Below are 26,456 nucleotides of genomic sequence, written 5' to 3' on the forward strand. Positions count from 1 at the left end.
CGGACCTCAGACTTCTCTCAGCGCCCGCCTCACGGGGCCGTCCGGTCCAGCCAGGTCGTGGCGTACCACATGTCCCGCAGGATGAACCGGTCAATGCCCTTCACGTCCTTCTTCGTGATCGTGGACAGGTAGCTGCGGGTGAAGAAGGCCAGCGGCAGGTCCTTGCCGACCTGGAGCTCCACCTGCTGGTAGTCCTTCGTCCGCTGGGCCGGGTCGGTGGTCTCGGCGGCGTCGGTCAGCCACTGGTCGACCTGCGGGTTGGAGTACTTGCCGTAGTTGCCGGTGCCGGTGGTGGACAGGATCCGCGCCGCCGCGGGGTCGGGGTAGTCGAAGGGGCCGACCCAGCTCGTGAGCTGGAAGTCGTTGCCCTGCAGCACCGATGAGGAGAACTGCGCCAGGTCGTAGGTCTTGATGTCGACCTTGATCCCGATCGCGGCCATCTGGGCCTGGATGAACTCGGCGAAGGCCTGGCGGGCGGTGGTCGTCTTGAACGTGAAGTCCGGGTTCCCGCCCGATGCCCGGTAGGCGTCGACGAGCTGCTTGGCCTTCGCCTGGTCGAACGTGGGCCACTCGTCGGAGGCGGCCTGGGTGTGGAAGGGACTGTCCTCGATGAACAGGCTCTTCGCCGGGATCATCTGGTTGTTGTACTGGCTGGCGGACAGGGCTCTGAGATCGATCGCCCTGATGATCGCCTCGCGCATGTTCCGGTCGTCGAAGGGCGCCTTGGTCAGGTTGAAGTACATGTACTCGCCCGCGCTGCCCGGCCCGTAGTAGACGTTGAGGTTCGGGTTGGCCAGGCCACGCACGAGCTCCTGGTTGTAGCCGCCGAAGATCATGTCGACGTCTCCGTTCTGGATCGAGGAGTACCGCGTCTCCGTGTCGGGGAGCGGGCGGAACTCGATGCCGTCCAGGTAGGGCAGGCCGGGCTGCCAGTAGTCGGGGTTGCGGGTCAGCACCAGCTTGGAGTCGCGGGTCCAGCTGACGAAGGTGAACGGGCCGGCGCCGACCGGGTGGCTCGCGATCTGGTCGCCGTACTTCTGCAGCGCCGCGGGAGAGATGATCATCCCGAGCGTGCCGCCGAAGAACGCGCCCCCGAAGTTGAGGGCGAAGTCGCCCATCGCCTGCTTCAGCGTGAAGACCACGGTCTGCGGGTCCGGAGCGGTCATCGTGGCGATCAGGGCAGCAGCCGGGTGGGCCGGCGAGCTGGCCCTGTCGATGTGCCGCTGGACGTTGATCATCACCGCCTGGGCGTCGAAGGGCGTGCCGTCGGAGAACTTCACGCCGGGGCGCAGGCCCATCGTCCAGGTCTTGCCGTTGTCGGAGGTGTCCATCGACTTGGCCAGGAACGGCTCGACGGTGCCGTCGGGCTTGGCCTTCAGCAGCGAGTCGTAGATCGCAGAGGCGGCCGGGTTCTGGTTCTGGACCGTGGGGTCGAAGCCGATGATCTCGCGGTCCTCGCCGACCAGCAGCGTGCCGCCCTTCTTGGGCGTCCCCTCCGTGGCGAAGTTCCCGCCGTAGGCGTTGACCGCCTGGATCGTGGTGCCTGGAGCACCTTGCTTGACCTCACCGCATGCCGCCGCCACCAGGGCGACGGAGAGTGCTACGGCTATCGCCGCGAAGGTTCGGGACGAACGGGATCGCAACCGCATGGCTCGTCAACTCCTCATCGAGTTTCCGCCACCGATCGACGGGACGTCGCACTGCGACCTCACGCTCCACGGGAGGGGGGCGCGGCTCTGCAGGCCGGTCACCGGGGGCGTCAGGAGCATAGGCACCCCGGTGATCCATTGGCAACCAGATTGTTAACGATCCTGGTGACAAGTTGGGGTGGCTCCGGTCGCGCCGGATCCAGGACACCTGTCGCTGTCCGGGAGCGACATCGGTCGCGAGATCCGGCTGTCGGCCCGGGGCGGGGCGAACAGCCGGATCTCGCGGCGATCAGCCGGCGGGGTCGAAGAGGTCGGTGCGCACCTTGGCCAGCGGGATCAGGCCACCTGCCAGCAGCATCTCCAGCAGGAACGCGTCCGGTGGTGCGACGGTGCGCTCCTGCCCGGTCGCCTCGTTGCGGAACGTGCCCGCGGCCACGTCGACCGCGAGGACGTCCCCCTCGGTGACCAGTTCGGAGACACCGGGCAGCTCCAGCACCGGCAGGCCGACCTCGAACGCGTTGCGGTAGAAGGTGCGCGCGAACGTGTCGGCGACGACGCAGCCGATGCCGGTGGCCTTGAGCGCCTTCACCGCGATCGCCCGCCCGGACGACTGCCCGAAGTGCTTGCCGGCCACTACGATGTCGCCCGGCCGAACCTCCAGCGGGAAGCGCGGGTTCAGGTCCTCCAGCACGTGCTGCACGATCACGGACATCGGCTCGACGACGTACTTCGTCTTCACCAGCCGGTCGGTGGGGATGTTGTCCCCGAACGTCCAGCACCGCCCGCGGGCCTGCAGCACGGGGACGTCGACGGTGGTCATGCGAGCTCCCGTGCATCGGTGATCGTGCCGGTGACGGCCGACGCCGCCACGGTCCGTGCAGCGGCCAGGTACATGTTCGCCTCCGCGCTGCCGTTGCGGCCGGGGAAGTTGCGGGCGTGGGTCGAGATCATCGACTCCCCCGCGGCCATCGCCCCCATGTTGTAGGCCTGGTTGGAGCCCGTGCTCGGCGGGAACCACGTGGCCCCCGCCTCGTGCAGCGCGAGCACGAGCCCTTCCCGGACGGCCTCGGTGAAGACCTCCCGGCTCGACGGCACCACGTTGAACCGGACGTCCGGATGCACCCGGCGCCCCTGCAGCACCTCGGCGGCGGCCCGGAAGTCCTCCAGGCGCCCGCCGGCGTGCCCGCCCAGCTCCGCGTACTGCACCGGCGTGCCGGCCAGAGCCGAGACGTCGGCGAGGTTGCCGACCGTGGGCGGGTACGCCACCTGGGGCGCCACCCCGCCGACGTCGAACCGCAGCACGCGGGCGGCCTCGCCGCCGTCGCTGTGCTCCAGCCGGTCGGCGGCCCCGGGCGGGAGGGAGCGGACGAACTCCTCGGTCACCTCGTCGGGCTCCACGAAGCTGCACTTTGCGCCGAGGTCGACGCACAGCAGCGGGAAGAGCCACCGGTCCCAGAACGACAGCTCCTTGACGTACGGGCCGGCGAACTCGACGGCCGCGTAGATCAGCCCGCCCTCGCCGATCTGCCCGACGAGCCACAGCGCGACGTCCCGCGCGGTGGTGCCCGGAGGCGGGGTGCCGACGAGCTCCACCCGAACCGTCTCGGGCACCCGGAACCACGCCTTCCCGTACGGCAGCACGGTGCCGGCGTGGGAGTCGTTGCCCAGCGCGGCGGCGAACGCGCCGAGGGCGCCGTGCACCGGCGTGTGGCTGTCCGACCCGACGACGATCGCACCCGGCCGGACCAGTCCGCGCCGCACCACGGTGTGGTGGATGTTGCCGTTGCCGCAGTCGAACAGGTGGATGCCGTTGCGCCGCGCCCACTCGCGGTTGGCCGCCAACATGTCCGCGGCGTCCTCGGTGGGCGGGGAGTAGTGGTGGTCGAACACCATCGCCACCCGGTCGGGATGGCGCACCGGCCCGCCGACCTGCTTGTCGAACACGCGGCTCGTGAGCCACCCGCTCAGGTCGTGCATGATCAGCAGGTCGACCTCGGCCACCACCACGTCGCCCGGCTCCACCGACGGCCGTCCGCTCGCCCGCGCGAGGATCTTCTCCACCATGTTCATGCCAGCAGCTCCTGCGGGTTGCTGATGACCCCACGGATCGCCGACGCCGCCGCCGTGGCCGGGCTGCCCAGGTAGATGCTGCTCTGGTAGCTGCCCATCCGGCCCTGGAAGTTGCGGTTCGCCGTGGAGAAGGTGACCTCTCCGTCGGCCATCGCGCCGCCGCTGCCGGCACACGCCCCGCAGCCGGGGTTCGTGATGAGCGCTCCGGCCTCGAGCAACGTCGAGACGATCCCGTCGGACGCGGCCTTCGCCATGATCATGCTCGACGCCGGCGTGACGATCAGCCGCACACCTGGCGCCACCGTGTTGCCCGCGAGCACCTCCGCCGCGATCGCGAGGTCGTCGTACTTCGCATTGGCGCACGAGCCGATGAACACCTGGTCGACCTTCGTGCCCGCGACCTCGTCCACCCCCACCACGTTGTCCACGGTGTGCGGCACCGCCACCTGCGGAACGAGGGACCGACCGTCCACGCGCTCGACCTGCCGGTACTCCGCATCCGGGTCGGGCAGCAGCACCTCGTACGAGCCGCGGTCGGCGCCTGCCCCGTCGAGGTAGGCGAGCGCGGTGTCGTCCGGGGGGACGAAGGCGTTCTTCGCCCCCATCTCCATCGCGAGGTTGCACAGCGTCATCCGCTCGGACACCGACATCTGCTCGACGTAGGTGCCGTGGAACTCCACCGAGCAGTACGTGGCGCCGTCGGCCCCGACGTCGCCGATCAGGCGCAGCATCACGTCCTTGGGGTACGTGCCCCGCGCGAGCGGCCCGTCGACCTCCACCTTGATCGACTCCGGCACCTTCATCCAGAGCTTGCCCGTGACCCAGGTGGCCGTGATCTCGCTGAAGCCCACGCCGGTGCCGAGCGCGCCCAGCGCGCCGTAGATCGTGGAGTGCGAGTCGGTGCCGATGATCAGTTCGCCGGGCTTGATCAGCCCGCGCTCCATCAGCACGACGTGCGCGATCCCCGCGTTGACGTCGAAGAACTTGCGCACGCCCATCCGGTCGGCGAACTCCCGGCACAGCGCGTGGTAGCCCGCCGTCTTCGCGTTGTCCGCCGGGGAGATGTGATCCATCACCATGGCGATCCGGTCGACGTCGTACAGCTCGTCGACGCCCATCCGCTCCAGCGTGCGGATGCAGCGCCAGCTGGCCGTGTGGCTCATGTAGAGGTCGGGGAAGGCGTCGACGATCTGGCCGGGAACCAGGTCCTTCTCCCCCGACGCCCGCTCCAGGGCCTTCTGCGCGAACGACTTACCCACGTTGTCCTGCTTTCGCCTGCTGCATGAGGTGCGGGATCAGCCCGCCGGCCTCGAGGATCACCTGCAGGCCCGGCGGGTACGGGGCGAAGCCGAAGCTCCGCCCGCCCACCGAGACCGTGCCCGCGCCGTAGTCGACCAGCACCTCGGCCCCGTCCTCGACGGCGTCGACGGCGTCGGGGCACTCCACGGCCACCAGGCCGGTGTTGATCGCGTTGCGGAAGAACACCCGCGAGAACGACCGCGCGACGACGGCGCTGATCCCGGCCCCGATGAGGCACGTCGAGGCCTGCTCGCGGGCGCTGCCGCAGCCGAAGTTCCGCCCGGCCACCACCACGTCGCTCGCCCGCAGCCGCTGCTGGAGCTCCGGCCCGAGCGGCTCGAACGCGTGCTCGGCCAGCTCGGCCGGGTCGATGCTGACGAGATAGCGACCCGGGATGATCACGTCGGTGTTGACGTCGTCACCGAAGACGATCGCCGTCCCACCGACCACTGACCCGCGCCGTCCCGATGGTTCGTTCGCAAGCTCACTCACGGCGACGTCTCCTCGAGGAACCAGTCCGTCGGCACCTCGTGCCCCAGGCCGCGCTCCTCCGCCAACGCAAGAGCCCTGGCGCACACCGCGGCGAACTGCAGGCCCATGCCCGTGTTGTTGGCGAAGATCGTGGTCTCGTCGGCGCGGGTGCGGCCGGGAGCAGTGCCGGCCAGCAGGTCGCCCAGCTCGTGGATGTCGTCCCAGCTCATCCGGCCGCGGTCGACCGGGCCGAGGATGTCGTACTGCTTGTCGTGGTGCACCTGCTCGCGGGAGAGCACGACGATGCGGTCGGCGCGGTCGAACGTGGCGTCGTCCAGCTCGCGGCGGGTGGCGGTGCCGTCCGGCGAGGTGATCGCCGTGACGTGGCTGCCCGGCTCCAGCCAGGCACCCTCGAAGCAGGGGTCCATCGCCGCGGTGGCACAGGTGACGATCCGGCAGCCCTCGACGGCGCCGCGCGGCTCGTCCACCGCCACGATCCGCCGCCCGGTGCGCTCGCTCCAGGTGGCGGCGAACTTCTCCCGGTTGCCGGGGGTGGGGCTGTAGACCCGCACCTCCTCGATCTCCGGGCGCACCATCAGCAGGCACTCCAGGTGCGACTCCGCCTGCCAGCCGGAACCGAACATCCCCGCCACGGTGACGTCCTCGCTCGCCAGCTCGCGGATGCCGAGCGCCGAGGTGGCGCCGACCCGCATCTTCTGCACGACGCTGTCATGCAGGATCGCGAGCGGCTCCAGCGTGGTCATGCTGTAGAGCGTCACGAGCCCGACGTACCGCCCGCCCGGCGCCGCGGGGATCAGGCGGCGGCGCTGCACGCCGTTGGCCAGCGTCTCGACGCCCGCGATGTCGGAGGTGATCCGCAGGGCCCACACGCCGCTGCCGACCGTGCCGCCCTCCTGCGACTTGAACCGGAACCGGAACCCGGGGTGCCGGGCGTCCTCCACCGGGAAGTAGGTGTGGTTGCGCGGGCGGTTCGCGCCCTTGCCCTGAGCCAGCTCCACATAGGCGGACTCCAGCGCGGTGAGGCACTCCTCCGGCGTGAGCACCTGCTCGATGTCGGCGTTCGACAGAACTCTCATGCGTGCTGCTCCTCGGCATCGAGGTCTTCCGCGCCGGTCACACCGACGCGGACGGTGTCGGCGACGGCCACGCGGCCGCCGTCGGGGAGGAGGACCTCCACCCCGACCACCACCACGGCACCCAGCGACAGCTCCTCGTCGGAGCTCGCGTAGTCACCACCGGTGGACAGGTCGGCCTGGTGCACGACCGTGGTGTGCAGGACGGCCCCGGACGGGAGCCCGGTGGTGAACGCGTTCTCCGCGGCTGCGGCGGGCACGGCGGCCCGCACCCCGGGCGCGACGGCGCCCCGGGCCGCGGCCAGCGCGTTCTGCACCGCGGCCGCCCAGGACGGCAGCGCCACACCCGCATGGGGAGCGACGAGGCGGGCGACACGCAGCCAGCCGAACCGGTACTGCCCGGTCACCTCCACGGCCGACACGCCGTCCGGGCCGTGCACGACCTCGACCATCAGGTCGGTGTAGCCGGCACCGCGCAGGAACTGTTCGAGGATCGCGATGCGCTCGCCGTCCGGCAGGTCGGGAGCGGTGCCGGCGTCCAGGGCGCTCCGCAGGTGGGCAGCGGCGCGGCCGAGCAGGCCCAGCTCCGCCGCCGACGGGACGAGCCGCTGCTCGCGCACGAGCCCTCCGAGCGGGCGCACCTCCCAGCCGGGAGCGGCGGCCCGCACCTCCTCCACGGCGGTGGCGGGCCACAGTGCCGCGTCGACGAGGCCGATCACGCCGGGCTCCGTGCTCTCGACCAGCCCCTGCACGAGTGCGGTGAACCCCTTGCCGCTGCGCAGGTCGGTCAGCGTCGACGAGCGCCGCATCCACCCGTGCACCCGCGGCGACAGCTTCATCAGGAACGCGGGCTCGCCGTCGGCAGGCACCGCGAGGATGCCCTCGTTCCAGTAGATGCACAGGTTGGTGAGGTAGCCGAGATCGTCGGAGCGGTGGACGTCGGCGTAGACGAGCCCGATCGTCACCCCCTCGTCCGCGAGGCGCCGCTGCAGCCGCGCGACCCGGTCGGGGCGCTCCTGCTCCGGCACCTCCGCCGCGTCCAGTACGACGAGACCGCGCTTCATGCTGCAACCCCCTGCGGGGTCTCGAAGAGCACCCGTTCCGTCTCGATCAGCACCTCGTAGCCGGTGGCGGTGACCACCACCGGGTCGCCCAGCACGTGGTAGCCGGCGATCGGCGTGTAGGTGTTCGGGTGGACGATGAACACGGCCCGCTCCGGCAGCACCGTGTGGTTGCCCTCGATGATCGGCGTCTCGTCCAGGTGCAGCCCGTGCCCGTGGCCCCGCACGCGCGTGTACTTGGCCGTGCAGTACTCGCCGTAGCCGTGCTTGCGGAACACGTCGTTCTCCGCCACCGCCACCTCGTGCGCGGTGATCCCCGGTCGCACGACCGAGAGCCCGGCCTCCACGGCCTCGTTGAACAGGTCGAACGAGCGGCGCTGGGCGTCGCTCGCCTTCCCGACCACCGCCGAGCGGCAGATCTGGAGCCAGTAGCCGTTCATCTGCGGGGTGAGCTCGGTGCGCACCATGTCGCCCTCTTCGAGCAGCCGCGGGCCGGGCGGCGTCATCCCCATCACCTCGTCGCCCCCGGAGGCGATGAGCATGAAGTTGTCCTCGGCCCCGAGGCGCTTCAGCTCCGCCTCGACCTCGGCGACGATGCGGTACTCGGGCAGGCCCGGCTCCAGCACGTCGACGAACTTCTGCCAGCCCGCCGCGCAGACGGCGGCCGACCGGCGCATCTGCGCGAGCTCCCAGTCGCTCTTGACCATCCGCGCGTCGTCGAGCAGGCCGGTGGCCGACACGACCTCCGCACCGGGGGCGCCCTTGGCGATCGCGTCGGCGATCGCCTGCGGCAACAGCTCGAGGTGAGCCACCCCGATCCGGGACGGGGCGAGGTCGCGCAGGCGCTCGACCAGCACCGTTGACGCGGGGAAGTCCAAGCGCACCACGTCGGTGACCCAGCCGCGCTGCGCGATCACGCCCAGGTCGGAGGGCCGCACGGAGAACGCCGCCGGCTCTCCTGCCGCAGGCACCAGCACCAGTGCGGCACTGCCGGTGACCCGGGCGTCGGTCAGGTAGCGGATGTTCTCCCGGCGCCACCCCGGTCCGTACGCGAGCAGCAGGTCCAGGCCGTTCTCGGCCATCGCCGCGCGCACTCTGGAATAGCGCAGCCCCTGCTCTGCGTCGTCTGCTCCGTTCACGTCGTTTCCTTTCAGGATCATCCGGCCGCCGCCTCCTCCATCTGGATGAAGTCCTTGGTGACCTGCTTCTCGATCTCGAAGAGGCGGTCGTCCTCCGGCACCCGCGGGTACGGGACGTCGATCGCGATGTCCATGTGCGTGGTGCACGGCCGCGCGGTGACGACCAGCATCCGCGTGGACAGGAAGACCGCCTCCCGGATGTTGTGGGTGACGAACAGGACGGTTCGGCCGGTGGCCCGCCAGATCTCGGTGAACTCCCGGCGCAGCTTGCGGGCGGTGATCTCGTCGAGCGCGGAGAACGGCTCGTCGGCCAGCAGCAGGTCGGGTTCGATCGCCAGGCCCCGCGCGAGGGCCACCCGCTGCTGCATGCCACCGGACAGGCGCAGCGGGAAGTAGTCGCCGAACTCGCCGAGGCCGACGAGATCCAGGTAGCGCTGCACCCGCTCGTCGGCCTCGGCGCGCGGCACGTTCAGCTCGTCGAGCGGGAGGCGGACGTTGTCGCGCACCGTGCGCCACGGCAGCAGCCGCGGCTCCTGGAACACCACGCCGATGCGCACCGCCGAGCGCGATCGGGCGCTCACGACATGGTTGTTGATCACGATCCGGCCGGACGTCACGTCGTCGAGGCCGTTGATCATGTTGAGGAGGGTGGACTTCCCGCAGCCCGAGGGGCCGAGGATGGACAGCAGCGACCCGTGCTCGACCGCCACGTTCAGCCCGTCGATGACGGTGAGGGGCGGCTCCCCGCGGCGCGGGAACTGCTTGCGGACGTTGTCGATCACGAGGTAGGGCTCGCCGCCGTCGCTGCGGGACACCTTTTCGGACACGATGGCTCCCCTGGTCAGTTCTGCATCGACGGGCGCCAGCGCGTGAGCCAGTACTCCGTCGGCTTGAGGATCACGAACTCGATGAGCAGCAGGACGATCGTGAACAAGATCGTCCAGGCGAGGACCTGGGTCATGTTGAACAGGCCGAACCAGTAGCTGAGCTGGTAGCCGACGCCGCTGGACAGGCCGATCAGCTCGACGACGGTGGCGATCTTCCAGGACAGGCCGAGCGCGTAGCGCAGAGCGGCGAGCAGGTACGGGATCACCTGCGGCACCACCAGTTTGCGCAGGATCGCCGAGCGCGAGAAGTGGAAGGCCTGCCCCATGCGTACCAGCGACAGGTCGATGGCCTTCACGCCCTGCCACATGTTGATCGCGACCGCCGGGACGGCCGTCACCCCGATCGCGACGATGGCGGCGGCGTCGTTCAGCCCGAACCAGAGGATCGCGAGAATGCCGTAGACCACCGATGGCACGGTGAACGCGACGAGCACCCAGGAGTCGAGGAACTCCTCGCCGAACTTCGACAGGCCCATCACCAGGCCGATGACCAGCCCGAGCACGACGGCGATGAGCATGCCGGCGACGACCCGGTAGACGGTGGTCCAGAGGTGGAAGTAGGTCTCGGAGTCGCCCAGGTTCGACACCAGCGTGCCGAACACCCTGATCGGCCCGGGCAGCACGCTCTCGTCGAAGAGCAACGAGGCGATGAACCAAACCACCACGAGCGAGACCAGGGAGAGTGCCCGGAGCCAGACTCCCCGCCACGAGCGGCGCGGAGTCGGGACGAGGTCGGTCTCGCTCGCCACCGGCACGACCGGGACCGTGCCCAGCTCACCCGCTGCTGCGGACGGGACGTCGCGCTCGCGTTCGCTGTCCACGGTGCTCATGAGGTGGCCGTCCGCAGGTCGGTCCGGAACAGTCCGTCGGGCACCGCCGGCACGAAGTCGTCCGCACCGAGAACCGGGATGAGCTGGTCGATGAGCGTGGCCTCGGCGTCGGCCTGCTCCTGGTTCCAGTCGGCGATGTAGCGCGACGCCACGCGCTCGTGCAGCATCTCCGGCGCCCGCGGGTCGGTGAGCTCGATCTTCTTCGCGTAGTCGGCCCAGACGTTCGGATCGGTCTGGATGAACGCGACCGTGTCGTCGAGGGCCGCGCTGAACGCGTTCAGCACTCCGCAGTGCGATGCGGCGTAGTCGTCGGTGGTGGCCGCGAGGACGTGGCCGGGGAGCTTGCCGAACGCGGCCTGGTAGTCCTCGGAGATGTCGCTCAGCGTGCGGTACTTGCCCGAGAGCAGTGCCTGCACCGTTGCGGTGGTGCCGATCAGCGCCGCGTCGATGTTGCCGGCGTCCAGCAGTCCGAGCATCGCGGCGTCCGGCGCCTCGATGATGTCGACGTCCTGGCCGAGGTCGTCGATCCCGTACTTCTCCTTGGCGACCACCGAGGTGATCGCGAACGTCGCACTGGACCGGCCGCCGAACGCGCCCAGCTTGCGACCGCGCAGGTCGGAGAAGGTCTGCACGTCGGAGTCGTTGCGCGTCACCACGACGTTCGACGGGCTCGTCAGGACGTCGAAGACCATCGCGCCGCGCCCCTGCTGACGAGCCACCGCCATCGCGGTGAGCCCCCCGAACCCGACGTCGACCGTGTGCTGACCGATCGCGGCGTGCAGGGCGGACGGGTTCTGGAACGAGTTCACGGTCAGGTCGAGGTTGTGCTTCTCGGCGAAGCCCTGCTCCTGCATCACGAACGTGACGAGGTCCTGCGCGCCCGGGTTGACCCCCAGCGTCAGCGGTTGCTTCGTGCCCAGCGGAGCGCAGCTCGCCGCCTCCGCCGACTCGGCATCACCGCCACCGCCGCCGCCACAGGCGGCCAGGGCGAGACTCGCGACACCGAGCAGTACCACCTGCCAGCGCCACCGCCACCGCCACCGCCACGAACACATCATTGTGATCTCCTCTCGCGCCTGTCACTGCGGTGCCTGCTTCGTCAGAGCTCCGGCGCTCGGACGGCCGTGGCCGCCTCCTGACCGGTGACGATCGGCTCCTGGAAGATGTCCGTCGCGGCGTCGAAGACCGACGCCAGCGACTCGTGCAGGAGCTCGTGGCGCTCCTCGGGAACGGCATGCAGCAGGCGGTCCCCCACCGCGGCCAGCGCCGAGTCCGCCGCCTCCTTGGCGGCGAGCCCGTCCGGCGTGAGGCTCAGCAGCAGGGACCGCCTGTTCTGCGGGTTCTCCTGCCGCTTCATCAAGCCGCGCCGGACGAGCACCTCGACGCTCTCCGACACGGTCGGGACGGTGAGGTTTCCGAAGGCCGCCAGTGCCGCCATCGAGGTGTGCCCCTCCGCGACCCTCCGGAGCATGCGGTGCTGCCGGAAGGTCAACGGCGTGTCGAGCTGGCCGAGCACCCGGCCGTAGAGCCGGGTGAGCCGAGCCGACACCGAAACGAGCAGCACGCCGAGGTCCTCGTCGTTGTGTTCCCCGCTCGGTACTCGGCTCATCCGATCTCCTGACTAAGGGTCCCTAACAGTTAGGTCCCCATAGTGAGTGGGATCGCCCGTGTGGTCAAGAGCCGGGGCAGCAGGTTGGAGCGGTCCGCCCGGCGCAGGACAGTTCCGCCATGGCGGTGCGGATCGACGCCCCCACCAGCCCCTGACGCGGCCGCCGCCATCGATGCCGGGGGGCTACTCCTCGTGGTCCGGGTTCCCCGCGGACCGGGACGCGATCTGCAGCAGGTTCCGCAGTCTGGCCGGAGCCTCGGTGGTCACCACCGGCGTGTAGACCACCAGGTTCAGATCGGGATGGTCGGCCGGCGTCAGGCGGTGCTGCTCCAGATGCACGTCACCGACGAGCGGGTGGCGGAACAGGCGCTCCCGCGAGATTTCTCCCAGCCCACCCGGAACGGTTCGCTCACCTCGAGCAGTCGTGTCACCAGCCCGGAGAACGACGCCTCGCCCAGCCGCAGACAGCCCCCGCCCGGAACTGCGCGAGGAGTCGCCTGCTGGAGAACTCCCAGTCGGCCATCAGCTCGCGCAGGTACGGGTCGGTGAAGACCAGCCACAACAGGTTGCGGTCGGCGGGCGGGACGGCCGGATCTCTCGCCCCTGTTCGAGCCACGTGTACCAGGTGGCGCTCACGCCGGACAGGTAGGAGACCTCCTCACGGCGCAGGCCGAGCGCGTTCCTCCCCTTCACCACGGGCAGGCCCACGTCGGCGCGCACGAGTTGCCTGCGCCGGGCTCTCAGGAACTCACCCAGCTCCCGACGCCGGTGGGTCTCACCGCTCACGCCGGTGCTCCGAGCCACAACCGGGGACGAGGGACGCGCCACACCGCCGTCGCTCGCTCACACGTTCGAGCTAGCTCTCGGCGCCCGGTCGACCGGTGGAAGTTCCGGTGCCGGCACGGCCGGCTCGCCGGTGGGCCGCCACCAGCTTCTCGCACGGCCACGCGAACGCGTCGGGGTACGGCGAGCCGCTACGGTGCTTGCGTGACCGACAGTGACCACCCTACTTCCGAATCGTCGGCGCCCGGCGCGCCGGCGCCCGGCGACCTGCTGACGCTGCACGCCGCCCGCAGGGGATCCGCGGCCGTGGTGACGGTGGTGGGCGAGCTGGACCTGCAGACCGCGCGCGAGCTGATGGCCGTGGTCGACGACACCCTGCAGTGGCCGGACCTGACCGCACTGGTGATCGACCTGACCGGGGTGGGCTTCCTCGGCTCCTCCGGGCTCGGCACCCTCGCCGAGATCGCCAGCCGCACCACCGCGACCCCCGGGCCGGGGTACTCCACGCAGGCCCCGGCCCCGCGGCCGGCCCTGCGCCTCGTGGCGCCGTCCGACAACCTCGCCGTGATCCGCCCGTGGGAGACGATGAACCTGCAGCAGATCCTGCCGCTGCTGCCGGACGTCGACACCGCACTCGCCGACCTCTGACCGGAGCTCCCGGGCAGGCTCAGGCCCGCGCGGCCGCGGCCACCTCCCGGACCCGCTCGCTGTCCCGCTCGGCCGCCTCGCGCTCCGCGGCGGTGGCCGGTTCCAGCCGGACGGGGACGTCCTTGTGGTGCGGGGTGCCGGCGATGGGGTCCCGGTCGGTGGTGTCGGTGATCAGGTTGATCCGCGGGCCGTTGACCACCCGGCCGCCGTGGCCGTCGGGCACGGACATGCCGAACCCGTGCGGCAGCGCCACCTGCATCGGGCGCATGCTCTCGTCCACCTCGGCACGCACCACGATCCGTCCGGTGCGGGTGACGACCGCCACCCAGTCGCCCCCGTCCGCACCGATCGAGGCCAGATCGGCCGAGCGGGCGCGCAGGGCGCCGTCCATGTCGGTCTTGCGCCACGCGGGCGCGCGCAGGATCTGGTTGGCGTTGTGCGACCGGCGCTGGCCACTGATCAGGGAGAACGGGTACTGCGGGTCCAGGCGCTCGGAGTCCGGGTCGAGCCGGCCGAGCCACTCCAGCAGGTCCGGCACGGCCAGCTGCACCCGGTCGCGCCTCACCAGCTCCCAGACCTCGTCGTACTCGTGCCGGCTGAAGGGAGTGCCGCTGGGAGAGGAGAGGATGCGGTCGAACAGCTCCTCACCCAGTTCGGGGCCGGTCGAGTCGGAGCCGAGCGCCCGCTGCACCGCGGTGGTCATCATCTTCGCCGTCCGGTGGCAGCCCGCCCAGAGCGGGGCCATCGACGCGGCACCGTCGGGCAGCACCGGGCCGAGGGTGCGGTAGAGCAGCACCGGGGCGATCTCCGCCAGCCCGGGGTGCGCCGACATCACCTCGCCCGCACGCTGCAGCAGGTGCGCCCGGTCGCTGCGCGCGGTCTCGACGAGCTCGGCGAGCGTCCCGGCGTCCGGCAGCACCCCCAGCTCCTCGAACAGCCGCGCGTAGATCTCCGCCTCGACCAGCGTGCCCGGCAGCGGCTCGAACAGCGGGCGCCGGATCTGGAAGTAGTTGGTGGGCCACTCGAAGTCGAAGAGGGTGAACTCCCACTTCTCATGCTGTGCCGCGGCCGGCAGGACGTAGTCGGCCAGCGCGGCGGTCTCGGTGTAGGCGACGTCGACCACCACCGACAGCTCGCAGGCCGCGATGGCCTCCTCGACGAGCCGGGTGTCGGCGTAGGTGTTGGCCGGGTTCGACGACTCCACCCACAGCACCCGCACCCGGTTCGGATGGTCGGTGAGCACCTCCTCCGCCATCGTGTTCGTGGGCAGCAGGCCGCCGATGTACTCGAAGCCGGTGATCTCCGAGCGCTGCCCGCGGGAGTTGCCCCACAGCGGCAGCAGCCAGCTGTGCAGGTTGTTGGTGCCCTCCCGGCCGAAGTTGCCGGTGACCAGGAAGAGCAGCTTCTCCAGGTAGCTGTTCAGTGTGGAGTGGCGCCCCTGCTGGATGCCCAGCTCCACCCGGACGGTCATCGCCCGCGCGGCGAGGATCATGTCGACGGCCCGCTCGACGTCGGCCCGCTCCACCTCGGCGTGGGAGATCCAGTCGTCCACGGGCACCTGCCCGAGCGCGGCCGCCACCTCGGCGAAGCCCTCGGTACGGGCGGCGAGGAACTCCTCGTCCTGGCCGCCGCGCTCGAGGATGATCGCGATCATCGCCGCCAGGAGGTAGGCGTCGGTGCCCGGCCGCACGGCCAGGTGCAGCTCCGCCGCCTCCGCGGTCTCGGTGCGGCGTGGGTCGATCACGATCATCTTCCGCGCCGGGTCGTTCTTGATCGTGTTGATCTCGCTGCGCGCGTTGGTGAACCCGTGGGCGAGCCAGGGGTTGCAGCCGACCACGAACAGCAGGTCGCACTCCTCGACGCCCTCGGTCGTGTGGCAGGTCTGGTCCCCGAACATGTGGCCGTTGACCCAGAAGTCCCCGGTCTTCTCCTGCGACAGCGCGTTGAAGTACCGCGTGCCACCCATCCAGGTCAGCAGTGCCTTGCCGTAGCCGCCACCGGAGTGGTTGCCCTGTCCCCCACCCCCGACGTAGGCGAACGACCCCGGTCGCCCCGCCGCACGGTCGGCGTCGCGCACCGCGGTGAGCCGCTCGGCGATCTCGCGCAGCGCGGTCTCCCAGTCGATCGGTTCGTGGGTGCCGTCGGGCCGGCGACGCAGCGGCGTGGTCAACCGGTCGTCGTGGTTACCGAGCCAGGTGAGCCGCTGCGCCTTCTGGCAGAGGTACCCCTCCGACCGGGGGTGTGCCTTGTCGCCGCGCACGCGGGTGATCGACCTGCCCTCGATCTGTACCTCCAGCCCGCAGTTGAGGTAGCAGAGGCTGCATGCGGTCTTGTGCCACTCGGCGGCCATAGTCTTCTCCTGAGGTCGATCAGGCCCGGTCGAGGGCCTGAACCAAGTCGAGGGCCCGGCCGAGGGTGGTGAGCCGGGCGTCGAGGGTGTCCCCTGCGGGGTAGAGCCGGACGGTGTCGACGCCCGCGTCGCGCCAGACGCGCAGCCGGGCGGCGACCATGGCCTCGGTGCCGATCAGCGTGGTGCCCAGCACCATCTCGTCGGTGACGAGCCCGGCGGCGCCGTCCCGGTCTCCGGCCTGCCAGCGCTCGCGCACCGCGGCGGCGACCTCGGCCCAGCCCTGCCGGCTGTAGGCGTTGTTGTAGAAGTTGGTGGTGGCCGAGCCCATCCCCCCGAGGCTGAACGCGAGCTGCTTCCTGCGGGGGGCCAGCATCAACCGCAGCGCGTCCTCGTCCTCGGCGAAGGCGACCTCCGCACCTTCGCAGACGTCGATGTCGGCACGCGACCGGCCGGCCGCGGCCAGGCCGGCGTCGAGGTGGGTGAAGTAGGCGGCCGAGCCCTCGGGGACGAAGCTGGTGCCGAGCCAGCCGTCGGCGACCTCCCCGGTCAGCTGCAGCAGCTTCGGCGACATCGCGGCCAGGTAGATCGGGATGTCGGGGTTCGGGCCGATCGAGAGCCGCATCGGCCTGCCCTCGCCACCCGGGAGCGGGACCTGGAACCGGGTGCCCGAGTAGGAGATCTTCTCACCGGCGAACGCCATCCGGATGATCTCGACGGTCTCCCGCGTCCGGGCGTGCGCAGCGGCGAACGGCACTCCGTGCAGGCCTTCGATCACCTGGGGGCCGGACGGACCGAGGCCGAGCAGGAACCGCCCCTCCGACATCTCGGCCAGCGTCAGCGCCGCCTGCGCGATCGCGACCGGCGTGCGGGTGCCGAGCTGGACGACGCCCGAGCCGAGCAGCATCCGGTCGGTCCGCGCGGCGAGGTAGCCCAGTGCGGACGGCGCGTCGGAACCCCATGCCTCGGCGACCCAGCAGATGTCGAGACCGAGCGACTCGGCCTCGAGCGCGAAGTCGAGTGTCTCCCGCCAGCCGTGCTCCTGGACGGCCTCGATGGTGGTGGCGGTGCGCATCCGTCTCAGCCCTCGACCCGCTGTTTGATCGCGGCGAGCGTCCCGATGATCGAGTTCTCGAACTCGCGCATGCGGACGAAGACGATCTTCTGCTCCTTGTCGGGCATCTCGTCGATCGCGACGCTCAACCCGGAGCGGCCCGGTCCCATCTGCATCCACTGGCGCAGCCGGGTACCGCCGTCGGCGGGCTCGAGGATGAACCGCCAGACCGCCGACGGGAACTCCGGATCCTCCACCGCCCACGCGAAGACCCGCGGTTCGTCGCACTCGATGACGTGGGAGGTGGTGGCCCACTCCCCGAAGGCGGGGTGCTGGCTACGGCCGACGAACCGGTTGCCCAGGGCGGGGCCGGTGGCGCCGTCGCACCACTCGACCGACCGGAGCTCGGTGCTCATCTCCGGCATCCGTACGACGTCGGCGACGAGCGACCACACGCGATCCGGTGGCGCGTCGATCCAGGTCTCGGCCTCCGCCGTCGGCTTGTCGGCGTACCGGGCCCCGGTCCACTCCATTACGCACGCCCCCTCATCCTCGCCCCCTACTACCAGTAGAGTTGCGTAGATGAACTGACCTGTCAACGCCCGCCGGGTTCAGCCCGTTCCGGTCGTTTCCGGCTCTTCGACGGGTTGCGTACCGAACCGGCGCTGCACCTCCGGATGCCGGGCGAGCCGGGGCGGGTACCCGGGACCGAGGCGCATGGACGTGTCCTCGGTGGTCAGCGGCTCCCGGCAGTGGACGCAGACGACCTCACCGTGGGTGTCGGCGCCACAGCGATCGTGGTGGAACGCGACCGGCGGCCCGTCGTCGCCGGCCAGCCAGCGGTCACCCCAGCGCGTCATCGCCACGAGCACCCCGAAGAAGTCGCGTCCCTTCTCGGTGAGCACGTAGTCGTGACGGACGGGGTCGGTCTGGTAGGGCCGCTTCTCCAGCAGTCCCTCGTCGACGAGCCTGCGCAGCCGGTCCGCCAGCGTGTTGCGGGCGATGCCGAGCCCCTTCTGGAACTCGTCGAACCGCTGGATTCCGTAGAAGGCCTCGCGCAGTACCAGGGGGGTCCACCAGTCGCCCAGCAGGTCCATGGTGCGCGCGACCGAGCACGGCCACTGCGCGAAGGATGTGCGCCTCATAGGCGAATCCTACGGTCCTGCGGAGAAACCCAGCAGGTCAACCAGCGATGACCGCCGGTGGCCACACCCAGTTGGGCCGCTCGTACCTCACGCTGAAACCGGCCCTGCGCATGTTGTGCAACGACTGGTTGTGCTCACCGGGGCCCTCGGCTCCCGTCTCCGCGACGGCCAGCCGGCAGCCGGCCGCCCGCCCGCGCGTCCAGGAGCCGCGCGGCCATCAGCGCGGACTGCACGCCCCGGCGCCGGTGCGAGGGGAGCGTGGACGCCCCCGCCAGCGCGGCGACGTCCCCGTGGACGAAGAGGTTGGCGGCGCCCACGATCTCGTCGCCGTCCCAGGCCGCGTAGGAGCGGAAGCCTGGCTGCCCGACGGACGCGGCCATCATCGCCAGGAGTCCCTCCTCCGGCATGCCGAAACCGCGCAGGAACACCGACGCCCATTCCCCGGCATCGGAGACGTCGACCCGCCCCACCCGCAGGTCCGTGGCCGGCGGGTCGACGGTCTCGAGGTCGTGCCCGAGCTTCAGCCACGAACCGCCCCGCCCCATGCCGTTGGTCCGGCAGATGTCGTCCCAGTCGGAGGACAGCACGGCGGGCGCCAACTGCAGGACGGCCACGGGCGCGTCGTGCTCCCGGAAGAACGCGCACACCTGCGCGATCAGATCACCGGTGACCGGCTCGTCGAACCCGAACCCGAGCGCCTTGTTCCAGTACCGGGTGACGTCCCGCCGCATCGCCATGACGCTCCCGCCACCGAAGCGCGCCGTCGCGATTCCCATGTCGTCGAGAGTGCGCCGGGGGGCACCGGACTCGAGGCGAAACACGCATTCCGCCTCGGTCTTCTCCAGCAGTGCGGAATCGAACATCTGCGAGTGCACGCCATAATGATAGTCGGGCCGCGCCGAGCAGCCCACCCCCGATGTGAATATCGGACACCCTGGGACGCAGTGCCGATCCCGCTGTTCATTCCGCGTCCGGCGACCCGTCGGGAAGAGCGGCGAGAGCGTCCCGGAGCGCGGCACGGGAGCTGATACCGAGCTTCGGAAAAGCGCGGTACAAATGCGCTCCCACCGTGCGATGGGACAGAAATAACTGCTGCCCGATCTCCTTATTGGACAGGCCGGCAGCAGCCAGCACGGCGATCTCCCGTTCCTGCGGTGTGAGGACGCCGGGACCAGCGGAGTGGGTGGTGCCGGAGCCGGTGGCCCGGAGCTCGTTGCTCGCCCGCTCCGCCCACGGCTTGGCGCCCAGCCGTTCGAACGTCTCCAGCGCCGCGGTGAGCTGCGTGCGAGCCCGGACCGGGGCGCGGGCCCGGCGCAGGTGCTCGCCGAACAAGAGGCGCACCCTCGCCACGTCGAACGGCCACCGCTCGACACCGGACACGGCGAGGGCCCGCTCGAACGCCGCGGCGGCAGCGTCCTCGGCGGCGACGAGGGCCTCCGATCCGGCGACCAGCAGCGCCAGCCGTGGCGACAGCTCGGCAACCTTCGCGTTCTGCATCGCCGCCACGTGCGCGGCGGCCTCGGCACGCCGATCGGTGCGCACCGCGGCCTCGACCAGGTCCATCATCACCCGCAGGGCGACCGGCACGTGCGAGGCGAACTCGCCCGCCGGGCTGATGGCGGCCGCGTGCCGGTAGGCGTCCTCGTAGTCACCGCGCGCGAGAGCCGCCAGGTCCTGGGCGTGGCGGGCATAGTGCTCCACGCCCTTCGCCCCCCGCGGAGTGGCCCACCGAAAGAGCTCGTCGACCCGCGCCCGGCAGGCGTCCTGGTCGCCGCGCGCCGCGGCCACGAGCGCCAGGTAGTAATGGTACTGCCAGGCGTAGTGCCAGTACCCGAGCTGCTCGCCGATCTCCAGGCCCTCGGCGGCCAGCTGCCCGATCTCGTCCCACCGGCCCGTGAAGAAGTCGTCGAGGCACAGGTGCACCAGCGCGGCGACCGCCAGCGGCACCGACCCGCCCTCCGACGACCGGGACACCACCTGCCACAGCGCGTCCCGGCACCCCCCCAGCCTGTCCAGGAAGACTGCGCCGTAACTGATCCGCAGGATCCGGACCGGGTCGACCTCATTGCGCAGACCGGTGATCGCGGCCGTGAGCATGGGGAGGACCGGAGCCGCCGTGCGGACCGGGTCGAGGTATGCCGCGTTGGTCAGCGCCAGGTCCGGAGGCACTCGCGGGCCCAGCTCGGCGACGGCGGCGCGGAAGGGCTCCCACATCGCCGCGTCACCGCCGAACCAGCACAGCAACCCCAGTGTCCAGATCGCCTCGACGAGCGCGCCGCCGTCGGGGTCGGTGCGGGTCTCGATCGCCCTGGTCAGCAGCCGGTGCGCCGTCTCGATGTCGTTGTCACCGTTGCTCAGGAGGTAGGCAGCGGTGGCGGCGGCGTACAGGGATCCACCCCCGTGTGCCGGGTCGGCCCGCCGGGCGTCCCCGAGCAGCTGCGATGCGCCCTCCATGTCGCCGGTCTCCAGAGCGATGAAGGCGGCCTCGGCCAGCCGCCTGCTCCGGTCCGCTCGCAGCGGGCTGAGGTGGGCCGCCCTGGTCAGCGCGGCGACGGCGCCCGCCGGGTCGCCCCGCCCGAGTACGCGGTCGGCGGCGTCGTCGAGCAGGCCGGCCACCCTCTCGTCGGGCTCGATGGTCGCCTCCCCGAGGTGCCACGCGCGATGCTCGGGTCGCTGCGCCATCCGGGCCAGCGTCAGATGGGCCTGCCTGCGCTGGTCGGCGGTGGACAGCTCCACCACCGCCGAGCGGGTCAGCGGGTGGCGGAAGGTCAGCCGGCCCGTGCTCTCCTCCACCTGCAGCAGCTGCGCGTGTTCCGCAGGCGCCAGCGGGTCGCTGTCACCCGGCTCGGTGGTGGCCGCCTTCAGGACCCGCAGGTCGGCCGAGCCGTCCAGCGCGCCCAGCAGCAACAGCTGCCTCGACGCGGCGGGGAGCTCCGAGATCCGGGAGATGAACAGGGCCTGCAGCCGCCTGCTCAGAGGCAGCACCAACGGCAACGCGCTCAGCGCGGGACGCTGCGGGCCCGTCAGCGCGACGGGAAGCTCGAGCAGCGCGAGCGGGTTGCCGCGGGCCTCGGACAGCACCCGACGGCGCAGCTTCGTGCCCAGTGCGGGGAACCGGAGAGCCACCAGCGCGAGCGCCGCGTCGTCGTCGAGCGGCTGCAACTCGTGCTCCGGGAGGCCCACCCCCTCGAAGAAGCTCTCCATCCCCGTCCGCGACGTGGCCAGGAAGCCCACCCGGCTGCCTGGGAGCCGCCGGGCGACGAACGCCAGCACCGCCGCGCTGGCCCGGTCCATCCAGTGCACGTCGTCGACAGCCACCAGTACCGACCGGTCGGCCGCGACCGTCCGCAGCAGGCCGAGCGTCGCGCTGGACACCACCAACCGGTCCGGGGGCGGCCCTTCCCCCATCCCCAGTGCCACCGACAGCGCCACCCGATGCGCCTCGGGGAGCCGGGGGAACTCCCCCAGCAACTGCAGCAGCACCTGGTTCAGGCCCGAGAAGCTGACATCCGCCTCGAACTCCGCGCCACCGGCACGCAGGACCAGCGTGCCCATCTCCGACGCCGCCTCGACCGCGGCGTCCACCAGCACCGACTTGCCCATGCCGGCTTCCCCCACCAGGAGCAGTGCGCCCCCACGGGCCGCCGCCGCGTCGAGGAACGACCGGACCACCCCGACATCGTCGTCACGCCCGACGAGGACGGCGGCGATGCCCCGTCGACGAGGGTCGGGATCGCTCAACACGTACAGCCTCCAGAAGATGGCACTACTCACGCCAGTAGCCAGAAGCGCTCTGGACGATCGACCGCATCCGATCGCCGCACCGGCGTCCGGTGCGGGACCACACTCGACACCGAGGCCGGCGTGCCTGTCACAACTCTGGAACCCGGGCGCTCTACCGTCCGGGACCCGGTGCTCCACGGCATCGGGTCAGCACGAATTCCTCGGCAGGAAAAAGACCCTAACCTGCGTCAATCGGTCTCAGCAAGGATGCGGACGGGGGTGTTCCGGTGCCGTGCCCACCCGCCTTCATGATCGACTTGATCTTTCCGCGAGCACCGCGGCACAGACGGCCACGGGCAATCGGACGTGCGCGTGCTGACCGGACAGCGGCACCGTTCTCGGGCGCGATGCGCAGGACGCAATCGCGTCCGTGACCGGTGCGGGTCCCTGCGAAAGCCGGAGGCCCGGGCCCGCGGTGTGGGATAGCCCACAGTCCGCGACGCCCGGGCCCCGATCGACCGGACCGGCGGTGTCAGCCGCCGATCAGCTTGCCGATCTGCTGTTGCACGGTGAGCACGGCCAGCACGCCGAAGAGCAGGAACGACCAGACCAGAGCAGCGATCCGGGGACCGCTGATGCGGATCTCCTTCGGCAGCATCTTGCGGTTGATCGCGATCAGCAGCGCGGAGTAGATGAACATCATCGTGCCGCCCGTGCAGGCCGAGATCACCGCCAGCGTGATGGGCTGGGAGAAGCCGAGCGAGATGACGATGATCCCGACGACCACCAGGCCCCACACGAGACCGGCGTAGATCTTGCTCTCCGAGGCGTCGGGGAAGTACATGGTCTTCAGCACGTCGGCGGCCAGCCTGCTGGTGTAGTCGACGATGCCCAGTGCCGCCGAGAACAACGCGACCGCACCGACGATCCAGAAGAAGTAGCCGAACCAGGTGCCGACGCGCTCCATCAGCACCCGCCCCTCCACCTGGAGGAACGAGATGTTGTTCTCCACCGCGTCGTTACCGAAAACCGTGGCGTAGGCGAGCAGCGACATGAACACGATCGACACGAACGAGATCAGGACGAACGTGTACAGCTGCTCGCGGTTGGCGAAGCGCCACCACCCCCGCCAGTGCGTGAGGTTCTGCTCGGTCGGCAGGAACACGTAGCCCACGCGTCCCCTGGCCTCCACCTCCTTGGTCAGCGGCGACACGATCTTCGGGACGTAGTGGCCCATGCCGAAGCCCTTGTCCCGGATCCAGTTGCTCTGCACGAGGTTCTGACCCCCGCCTGCACCGGCGAACGCCAGCGCGCCCATCAGCACGGCGAAGCCGAGCTCGGCGGCGGGGAAGCTGGGCCGGGTGACGACCTGCGGCGCATCCGCCCAGGCCGGCCCGATCGCCACGAGCGCACCGACGAGGATCAGCACCAGCACCGCGGCGACCTTGATCATCTGGGCGCGTTCGAGAGCGTTGTAGACGACCGGCGCCAGGGTGAGGATGAGCCCGACGACCACGAGGATCACCACGGCGATGACGGCGGCGCTGCCGCCGAACGCGTAGGAGATCAGCGTGGCGGAGCTGGTGGCCCACGCCGGCCAGACGTTCGCGAAGTAGGCGAGGATCGCGAACACCAGGCCCCAGTGCTTCCACAGCCTGCTGAAGCCGGTGATCGCCGTCTCGCCGGTGGCGAGCGTGTACCGCTCGATCTCCATGTTCAGGAAGTACTGCGTGATCAGCCCGAGCAGGGCGGCCCAGACGAAGATCAGACCGACCTGGGAGGCGATGTAGGGGAAGAGGATGAACTCCCCGCTCGCCAGCCCCACTCCGGCGGCGACGATGCCGGGCCCGACGTAGCGCCAGTGCTTCGCGGGCGGGGCGGGCAGGTCCCGGACCTCGGGACGGGGCAGGTACTTGGTGGGGAACAGCTGCGACGGGTCGGTGGTGACCGCATCGTTGCGGTCCGTCGTGGCCATCGATGAGCCTCCTTGATGCGGGACGATTCAGGCGAAGGTGATCTTCAGCGGTGAACCGTCTCCCCCGACGTCAGCAGAGTCAACTCGTGGGGCCGCGGACATGCCTCCCAGTCACCGGGGACCGTCACCGCGAACGCGCCGGTGACCGCGGCGGTGGAGAGCCGTTCGTGGACGTCGCGCCCCGTCAGCCAGGAGGCGAGGTAGCCCGCGACGAACGCGTCGCCCGCCCCGACGGCGTCGACGGCGTCGACGGGCACGGCCGGCACGTCGATCACCGCGTCCTCGATCCGCGCCGTGGCGCCGTGGCGGCCCCGCTTCACCACCACCTCGGACGGGCCGAGCTCCGCGAGGGCGGTGGCGAGCTCAGCAGGCGTCGCCGCGTCCGGGTCGTCGATCCCGAGCGCGATCCGGGCCTCGTCGTCCCCGGCGAACAGCATGTCCGCGCCCGCCGCGAGCTCCCGGAACACCACGCCGGCGGAGGCGGCGTCCCAGAGCCGGGAACGGAAGTTCAGGTCCACCGAGACCGGGACGCCCGTGGCCCTGGCGCGGCGCACGGCCTCGCGCACGGTCGCGGCGGGCTCGGGGCCGAGCGCGGGCGTGATCCCGGTCAGGTGCAGGACGCCTGCGGCCTCGATCACCCCCTCCGGGAGGTCGTCGGGACACAGGTGCGAGCCTGCGCTGCCGTGGCGGTAGTAGGACACGTGCGAGGAGCCGCCCGTGCGCCGCTCGCGGAGCATCAGCGCGGTGGGCGCATCGTCCCGGCGGACCAGCACCCGCACGCGTTCGGCCAGCAGGTGGCGCTCCACCAGGTCGCCGATCGGGTCGCGGCCGAGCCGTCCGATCCAGGTGGCAGGCACCCCGAGCCGCGCCACGCCGATGGCGACGTTGGACTCCGCGCCTCCCATGCTCAGCCGCATCCCGCGGGCGAGCGAGAGCGGCCCGATGTCGTCGGCGACGAGCAGCCCGAGCGTCTCACCCACGGTGACCAGCCCGTTCCCCCGTGCCTCCCCGGCGCTGGTCACAGACCCGCCCCCGCCACCGCGGCGCACACGGCGCGGACGCGCTCGGCCAGCGCTTCCAGGTCACCCGACGCCGTCAGGGCGTCCCCGATCAACGGCCCGCCCATGCCGAGGGCCGCGGCGCCCGCGTCCAGCCAGGCCTTCGCCTCCCCGACGCCGATCCCTCCCGTGGGCACGATCGGGATGCCGGGCAGCGGAGCACGCACCGCCGCCAGGTACTCGGGGCCGAACGAGCCCGCGGGGAACAGCTTCACGGCACTCGCGCCGGACGACCACGCACTGTGGATCTCGGTGGGCGTCAGCGCGCCGGGGTAGCTCGCGATGCCGCGGCGCACCGCCGCCCCGATCACGGCGGGCACGACCGACGGCGACACCACGAAACACGCGCCGGCGTCCACGGCGCGGTCGACCTCCGCGGCGGTGAGCACCGTGCCGACCCCCAGATCGACGACGTCGGGGACCCGCGCCGCGAGACGCTCGACGACGGCGAGGGCACCGGGTGTGGTCATCGTCAGCTCGATGCAGCGGATGCCGCCGTCCACCAGGACGTCGACCACCGCCTCGGCCCGGGAGGAGTCGCCCGCACGGAGGATCGCCACCACCCGGGTGGCGAGCAGCGCCGTGCTCATCGGGACGCGGACCGGCTCGGACGGGACCGGGTCGGCGGTCATGGGCAGCAGTCCTCTCGTTCCCTCCCGAGCGCGCCCCTGCGGCGGTCAGGCTGCGGGCCGGCCGACGATGGTGATCACCGCGCGCCGGGGAGTGCATCATGCGTGAGAGGTTTCGCCCTCACAAGCCGTGCCGGGGTGCGCCCCAGCCGTAGCGCACCCGCCCGGTCGCTCACCGTGAGCCAGTCGTCGGCGCAGGTCATGCACATCCGAATCCCGGAGTCATTTGACGGATGTTCGGACAGGGAGTCCCGCCCACACTCGGACGACCATGCCCCCAGTGCGTCCTGCGGAGGAGACCCGCGATGACGACCGCGCAGTCCGAGAGCGACAGGCTCTACGACGAGATCATCGCCGTGCACACGGTCGTGCGCCGAGGTGCCGCCCTGCTGAAGGCCGCTCTGGACCTGCCTCCGACCACCGCCGACGAGATGGACAGCTGCGTGGGGCTCGGGCGGTGGCTGATCGGCTACGTCCACCAGCACCAACGCAACGAGGCCGACATCCTGTGGCAGCCGTTGGCCGCGGCGTCCCCTCCCGACGAGTGCGAGCTCCACGACCTGACGCTCCAGCACATCCAGATCGACCGCGAACTGGAACGGCTCGCCCGGCGCCTGGACTGCCTCGAGGAGCGATGTTCGACGTCGGGCAGGCCCGACCGGGAAGCAGTGGCCGGTGCGTCGACCGCTCTGGACGCCGCGTACCGGACCCTCATCGACCATCTCGACGAGGAGGAGTCGCTGCTGAAGGCGCTGTTCCCGCTGCTGGACGAGCCGGTCATCCGCACCCTGCGCGCCGCCGCGGCGAGGAACGCACCCTCCGCGCGTTGCGATCTGGTCATCGGGCTCATGACCGACCCGACCCCGATCGTCGGCTATGCGGCGATGCTGAGCAGCATCCCGCTCTCCACCCGCGCGATGCGGCCGCTCCTGGTCGCGCGCTACCAGAGCCGCAAGCGCCGTCTCGGCCTGACCGTGTGAGACGC

General features: G+C 71.0%; 25 protein-coding genes and 1 pseudogene. 2 read left to right on the forward strand and 24 right to left on the reverse strand.

All coding sequences use genetic code 11. The features are described 5' to 3' along the window. Window positions 1-29: 29 nt before the first annotated feature. The 15 genes and pseudogenes from AC5L35_RS26185 to AC5L35_RS26255 all read right to left on the reverse strand — a co-directional run. Window positions 30-1,649 carry an ABC transporter substrate-binding protein gene (locus AC5L35_RS26185; RefSeq protein ID WP_495062352.1) on the reverse strand — a complete coding sequence of 540 codons (1,620 nt, stop codon included), beginning with the start codon at window positions 1,647-1,649 and terminating at the stop codon, window positions 30-32. Between the two features lie 289 nt (window positions 1,650-1,938). Continuing rightward, on the reverse strand, window positions 1,939-2,469 hold the full coding sequence (locus AC5L35_RS26190) for a LeuD/DmdB family oxidoreductase small subunit (RefSeq protein ID WP_495062353.1): 531 nt from the start codon (window positions 2,467-2,469) through the stop codon (window positions 1,939-1,941). After that, window positions 2,466-3,719 carry a 3-isopropylmalate dehydratase large subunit gene (locus AC5L35_RS26195; RefSeq protein WP_495062354.1) on the reverse strand — a complete coding sequence of 418 codons (1,254 nt, stop codon included), beginning with the start codon at window positions 3,717-3,719 and terminating at the stop codon, window positions 2,466-2,468. The genes AC5L35_RS26190 and AC5L35_RS26195 overlap by 4 nt, the downstream gene beginning before the upstream one ends. Next, window positions 3,716-4,978, reverse strand: coding sequence for an aconitase/3-isopropylmalate dehydratase large subunit family protein (locus AC5L35_RS26200; RefSeq protein ID WP_495062355.1), 1,263 nt, complete (start codon window positions 4,976-4,978; stop codon window positions 3,716-3,718). The genes AC5L35_RS26195 and AC5L35_RS26200 overlap by 4 nt, the downstream gene beginning before the upstream one ends. Next, window positions 4,971-5,510: a LeuD/DmdB family oxidoreductase small subunit gene (locus AC5L35_RS26205; RefSeq protein WP_495062356.1), complete on the reverse strand. Its 540-nt coding sequence runs from the start codon at window positions 5,508-5,510 to the stop codon at window positions 4,971-4,973. The genes AC5L35_RS26200 and AC5L35_RS26205 overlap by 8 nt, the downstream gene beginning before the upstream one ends. Then, entirely contained in the window at window positions 5,507-6,586 is a 1,080-nt protein-coding gene (locus tag AC5L35_RS26210; RefSeq protein ID WP_495062357.1) for an ornithine cyclodeaminase family protein, read from the reverse strand. Before AC5L35_RS26210 ends, AC5L35_RS26205 begins: the two co-directional genes overlap by 4 nt. Next, window positions 6,583-7,647: an aminopeptidase P family N-terminal domain-containing protein gene (locus AC5L35_RS26215; protein WP_495062358.1), complete on the reverse strand. Its 1,065-nt coding sequence runs from the start codon at window positions 7,645-7,647 to the stop codon at window positions 6,583-6,585. The genes AC5L35_RS26210 and AC5L35_RS26215 overlap by 4 nt, the downstream gene beginning before the upstream one ends. Then, window positions 7,644-8,783: a M24 family metallopeptidase gene (locus AC5L35_RS26220; RefSeq protein WP_495062359.1), complete on the reverse strand. Its 1,140-nt coding sequence runs from the start codon at window positions 8,781-8,783 to the stop codon at window positions 7,644-7,646. The genes AC5L35_RS26215 and AC5L35_RS26220 overlap by 4 nt, the downstream gene beginning before the upstream one ends. Window positions 8,784-8,800: 17 nt before the next feature. Further along, the gene (locus AC5L35_RS26225) at window positions 8,801-9,610 is read right to left on the reverse strand and encodes an ABC transporter ATP-binding protein (RefSeq protein ID WP_495062360.1); all 810 of its coding nucleotides are present in this window, start codon (window positions 9,608-9,610) and stop codon (window positions 8,801-8,803) included. 14 nt (window positions 9,611-9,624) lie between these two features. Beyond that, window positions 9,625-10,500: an ABC transporter permease gene (locus AC5L35_RS26230; RefSeq protein WP_495062361.1), complete on the reverse strand. Its 876-nt coding sequence runs from the start codon at window positions 10,498-10,500 to the stop codon at window positions 9,625-9,627. Then, window positions 10,497-11,558 (reverse strand): ABC transporter substrate-binding protein, encoded by a 1,062-nt coding sequence (locus AC5L35_RS26235; RefSeq protein ID WP_495062362.1) that lies wholly within the window; start codon window positions 11,556-11,558, stop codon window positions 10,497-10,499. The genes AC5L35_RS26230 and AC5L35_RS26235 overlap by 4 nt, the downstream gene beginning before the upstream one ends. Before the next feature lie 41 nt (window positions 11,559-11,599). After that, window positions 11,600-12,109: a MarR family winged helix-turn-helix transcriptional regulator gene (locus tag AC5L35_RS26240; protein ID WP_495062363.1), complete on the reverse strand. Its 510-nt coding sequence runs from the start codon at window positions 12,107-12,109 to the stop codon at window positions 11,600-11,602. Between the two features lie 183 nt (window positions 12,110-12,292). Beyond that, window positions 12,293-12,577 (reverse strand): MmyB family transcriptional regulator, encoded by a 285-nt coding sequence (locus tag AC5L35_RS26245; protein ID WP_495062398.1) that lies wholly within the window; start codon window positions 12,575-12,577, stop codon window positions 12,293-12,295. Beyond that, window positions 12,537-12,725, reverse strand: coding sequence for an MmyB family transcriptional regulator (locus AC5L35_RS26250; RefSeq protein WP_495062364.1), 189 nt, complete (start codon window positions 12,723-12,725; stop codon window positions 12,537-12,539). Before AC5L35_RS26250 ends, AC5L35_RS26245 begins: the two co-directional genes overlap by 41 nt. 20 nt (window positions 12,726-12,745) lie before the next feature. Next, a pseudogene (locus AC5L35_RS26255) lies at window positions 12,746-12,937 on the reverse strand (hypothetical protein); the annotation flags it as partial. Between the two features lie 159 nt (window positions 12,938-13,096). Here AC5L35_RS26255 and AC5L35_RS26260 point away from each other — a divergent pair. Next, entirely contained in the window at window positions 13,097-13,540 is a 444-nt protein-coding gene (locus tag AC5L35_RS26260; protein ID WP_495062365.1) for an STAS domain-containing protein, read from the forward strand. 19 nt (window positions 13,541-13,559) lie between these two features. Here the strand turns inward: AC5L35_RS26260 and AC5L35_RS26265 are convergent, their stop codons facing one another. The 9 genes from AC5L35_RS26265 to AC5L35_RS26305 form a co-directional block, all read right to left on the reverse strand. Beyond that, window positions 13,560-15,890: a molybdopterin-dependent oxidoreductase gene (locus tag AC5L35_RS26265; RefSeq protein WP_495062366.1), complete on the reverse strand. Its 2,331-nt coding sequence runs from the start codon at window positions 15,888-15,890 to the stop codon at window positions 13,560-13,562. Window positions 15,891-15,909: 19 nt separating this feature from the next. Further along, complete coding sequence (locus tag AC5L35_RS26270) at window positions 15,910-16,962, reverse strand: LLM class flavin-dependent oxidoreductase (RefSeq protein ID WP_495062367.1); 1,053 nt, start codon at window positions 16,960-16,962, stop codon at window positions 15,910-15,912. 5 nt (window positions 16,963-16,967) lie between these two features. Further along, window positions 16,968-17,474, reverse strand: coding sequence for an SRPBCC family protein (locus AC5L35_RS26275; RefSeq protein WP_495062368.1), 507 nt, complete (start codon window positions 17,472-17,474; stop codon window positions 16,968-16,970). A gap of 78 nt (window positions 17,475-17,552) precedes the next feature. After that, window positions 17,553-18,086 carry a winged helix-turn-helix transcriptional regulator gene (locus AC5L35_RS26280; RefSeq protein WP_495062369.1) on the reverse strand — a complete coding sequence of 178 codons (534 nt, stop codon included), beginning with the start codon at window positions 18,084-18,086 and terminating at the stop codon, window positions 17,553-17,555. Window positions 18,087-18,220: 134 nt separating this feature from the next. Then, the gene (locus tag AC5L35_RS26285; RefSeq protein WP_495062370.1) at window positions 18,221-18,961 is read right to left on the reverse strand and encodes a GNAT family N-acetyltransferase; all 741 of its coding nucleotides are present in this window, start codon (window positions 18,959-18,961) and stop codon (window positions 18,221-18,223) included. A gap of 85 nt (window positions 18,962-19,046) precedes the next feature. After that, complete coding sequence (locus AC5L35_RS26290) at window positions 19,047-21,860, reverse strand: ATP-binding protein (RefSeq protein ID WP_495062371.1); 2,814 nt, start codon at window positions 21,858-21,860, stop codon at window positions 19,047-19,049. Between the two features lie 481 nt (window positions 21,861-22,341). Next, on the reverse strand, window positions 22,342-23,784 hold the full coding sequence (locus AC5L35_RS26295) for an Nramp family divalent metal transporter (protein ID WP_495062372.1): 1,443 nt from the start codon (window positions 23,782-23,784) through the stop codon (window positions 22,342-22,344). A 44-nt stretch (window positions 23,785-23,828) separates the two neighbouring features. After that, entirely contained in the window at window positions 23,829-24,806 is a 978-nt protein-coding gene (locus tag AC5L35_RS26300) for a sugar kinase (protein WP_495062373.1), read from the reverse strand. Beyond that, on the reverse strand, window positions 24,803-25,474 hold the full coding sequence (locus tag AC5L35_RS26305; RefSeq protein WP_495062374.1) for a bifunctional 4-hydroxy-2-oxoglutarate aldolase/2-dehydro-3-deoxy-phosphogluconate aldolase: 672 nt from the start codon (window positions 25,472-25,474) through the stop codon (window positions 24,803-24,805). Before AC5L35_RS26305 ends, AC5L35_RS26300 begins: the two co-directional genes overlap by 4 nt. 302 nt (window positions 25,475-25,776) lie before the next feature. Between AC5L35_RS26305 and AC5L35_RS26310 the strand changes: the two genes are divergently transcribed. Then, window positions 25,777-26,451, forward strand: coding sequence for a hemerythrin domain-containing protein (locus AC5L35_RS26310; RefSeq protein ID WP_495062375.1), 675 nt, complete (start codon window positions 25,777-25,779; stop codon window positions 26,449-26,451). Window positions 26,452-26,456: the final 5 nt, after the last annotated feature.

The organism is Pseudonocardia sp. OZ21, from assembly GCF_059359135.1.

What these genes read in the sequence shown, in the direction of transcription:
- AC5L35_RS26185 (WP_495062352.1), bottom strand. Translation starts at nt 1,649, where the DNA reads ATGCGGTTGCGATCCCGTTCGTCCCGAACCTTCGCGGCGATAGCCGTA.
- AC5L35_RS26190 (WP_495062353.1), bottom strand. Translation starts at nt 2,469, where the DNA reads ATGACCACCGTCGACGTCCCCGTGCTGCAGGCCCGCGGGCGGTGCTGG.
- AC5L35_RS26195 (WP_495062354.1), bottom strand. Translation starts at nt 3,719, where the DNA reads ATGAACATGGTGGAGAAGATCCTCGCGCGGGCGAGCGGACGGCCGTCG.
- AC5L35_RS26210 (WP_495062357.1), bottom strand. Translation starts at nt 6,586, where the DNA reads ATGAGAGTTCTGTCGAACGCCGACATCGAGCAGGTGCTCACGCCGGAG.
- AC5L35_RS26215 (WP_495062358.1), bottom strand. Translation starts at nt 7,647, where the DNA reads ATGAAGCGCGGTCTCGTCGTACTGGACGCGGCGGAGGTGCCGGAGCAG.
- AC5L35_RS26230 (WP_495062361.1), bottom strand. Translation starts at nt 10,500, where the DNA reads ATGAGCACCGTGGACAGCGAACGCGAGCGCGACGTCCCGTCCGCAGCA.
- AC5L35_RS26235 (WP_495062362.1), bottom strand. Translation starts at nt 11,558, where the DNA reads ATGATGTGTTCGTGGCGGTGGCGGTGGCGGTGGCGCTGGCAGGTGGTA.
- AC5L35_RS26240 (WP_495062363.1), bottom strand. Translation starts at nt 12,109, where the DNA reads ATGAGCCGAGTACCGAGCGGGGAACACAACGACGAGGACCTCGGCGTG.
- AC5L35_RS26265 (WP_495062366.1), bottom strand. Translation starts at nt 15,890, where the DNA reads ATGGCCGCCGAGTGGCACAAGACCGCATGCAGCCTCTGCTACCTCAAC.
- AC5L35_RS26270 (WP_495062367.1), bottom strand. Translation starts at nt 16,962, where the DNA reads ATGCGCACCGCCACCACCATCGAGGCCGTCCAGGAGCACGGCTGGCGG.
- AC5L35_RS26275 (WP_495062368.1), bottom strand. Translation starts at nt 17,474, where the DNA reads ATGGAGTGGACCGGGGCCCGGTACGCCGACAAGCCGACGGCGGAGGCC.
- AC5L35_RS26280 (WP_495062369.1), bottom strand. Translation starts at nt 18,086, where the DNA reads ATGAGGCGCACATCCTTCGCGCAGTGGCCGTGCTCGGTCGCGCGCACC.
- AC5L35_RS26295 (WP_495062372.1), bottom strand. Translation starts at nt 23,784, where the DNA reads ATGGCCACGACGGACCGCAACGATGCGGTCACCACCGACCCGTCGCAG.
- AC5L35_RS26305 (WP_495062374.1), bottom strand. Translation starts at nt 25,474, where the DNA reads ATGACCGCCGACCCGGTCCCGTCCGAGCCGGTCCGCGTCCCGATGAGC.
- AC5L35_RS26310 (WP_495062375.1), top strand. Translation starts at nt 25,777, where the DNA reads ATGACGACCGCGCAGTCCGAGAGCGACAGGCTCTACGACGAGATCATC.